Source organism: Carnobacterium sp., from assembly GCF_032094055.1.
Lineage (GTDB): Bacteria > Bacillota > Bacilli > Lactobacillales > Carnobacteriaceae > Carnobacterium_A.
This window is the reverse complement of record NZ_DAMDAK010000006.1, coordinates 48,756-50,081: the sequence shown is the minus strand read 5'-3', so window position 1 is coordinate 50,081 and position 1,326 is coordinate 48,756. Positions and strand designations below refer to the sequence as shown.

Genomic DNA, 1,326 nt, shown 5'->3' with positions numbered 1-1,326 from the left:
AGACGTGTCTATGGAAACGAATATGCCTTATCCGGTAGAAGTTCAAGTAGGCGGCGCAACGGTATTTGTTATGCCGGTTGAGCAGTTTGAACAATATTAACTATAGGTCGTGATGAAAATAACTGAAAATCTAAAATGGATTCAACCGGTTGTTTATAGGCAATTGCAGCAGACTGTGAAGAAAAAACAGTTGGCGCATGCCTATCTTTTTGAAGGTGTCTCAGGAACAGGCAAAAAAGAGATGGCATTATGGATAGCTGCTTCTCTTTTTTGCCAGCATCCAGTAGATGGGTTACCCTGTGAGGAATGTCTATCTTGTCGGCGAGTCTTACAACAACAACATCCCGATGTAACAGAAATTGCTCCTGAGGGTTTATCCATCAAAGTGGAACAAGTCCGGGACCTGAAAGCTGAATTCTCAAAAAGCGGAGTAGAAGGGCAGCAAAAAGTGTTTATCATAGAAGATGCTGAAAAAATGACTGTCGGTGCAGCGAATAGTCTTTTGAAGTTTTTAGAAGAACCTAATGGAAAAGCGATCGCATTTCTATTAACAACAGCGAAACAACGAATCTTGCCAACGATTTTATCTCGTTGTCAACTCATTCACTTTCAACCGCTCTCCAAGAAAAAACTATTAGCAGAATTAGAGAATAAAGAATTGCCGGCTAGTCAGTCAGCGCTACTGGTACATCTGACCAATAGTTTGGATACGGCGGTTAAGATGAGCCAAGATGAATGGTTCAATGAAGCCAGACAAATTATTTGGAAATGGTTTGTTTTGATCTCAAGAAATGAAGCGCAGAGTTTTGTCTTTGTCCAAACCGATATCATGCCTCATTTTAAAGAAAGAGAACAGTATTTGCTGGCCATTGATTTATTGTTGCTGGCTTATCGTGATGGATTAATGCTGCACTATGAGGCTGTTGATTTGCTGGCTTATCCGCAATACCGGGAAACAATTGAAAAAACAGCCAATCAAACCGGAGGAAAAACGTTAACCAAAACTCTTGAGATTATCTTATCAAGCAGAAAAAAATTAGAAAGTAATGTCAATGCACAAGGAGTTCTTGAGCAATTAGATTTATTACTGATACAGCGTTAAGAATGGACCAGACGAAGATCATAATAAAGAGTGGGTGAGAAGGAATGGATAAAAAAACTTTATATGATAGCTTTACGAAGTTAGAACAAGATACCGATGCTACTTTGCATCAAATATCCGATTTAAAAAGCGAAGTTGAAGCACTCGTTGAAGAAAATGCCACTCTTCGAATTGAAAACCAGCATCTCAGAGATCGGTTAAGTGATCTTGAAAAGCTACAACGT

General features: G+C 39.2%; 3 protein-coding genes. All 3 read left to right on the top strand.

From position 1 onward, the window contains the following. A partial coding sequence (locus RT405_RS01975; protein ID WP_313467120.1) for a cyclic-di-AMP receptor occupies positions 1-100 on the top strand: 100 nt, incomplete at its 5' end. 12 nt (positions 101-112) lie between these two features. Further along, positions 113-1,102 carry a DNA polymerase III subunit delta' gene (gene holB / locus RT405_RS01970; protein WP_313467117.1) on the top strand — a complete coding sequence of 330 codons (990 nt, stop codon included), beginning with the start codon at positions 113-115 and terminating at the stop codon, positions 1,100-1,102. A 44-nt stretch (positions 1,103-1,146) separates the two neighbouring features. Beyond that, positions 1,147-1,326: initiation control protein YabA (locus tag RT405_RS01965; protein WP_313467115.1), on the top strand; the 180-nt coding region annotated here is incomplete at its 3' end.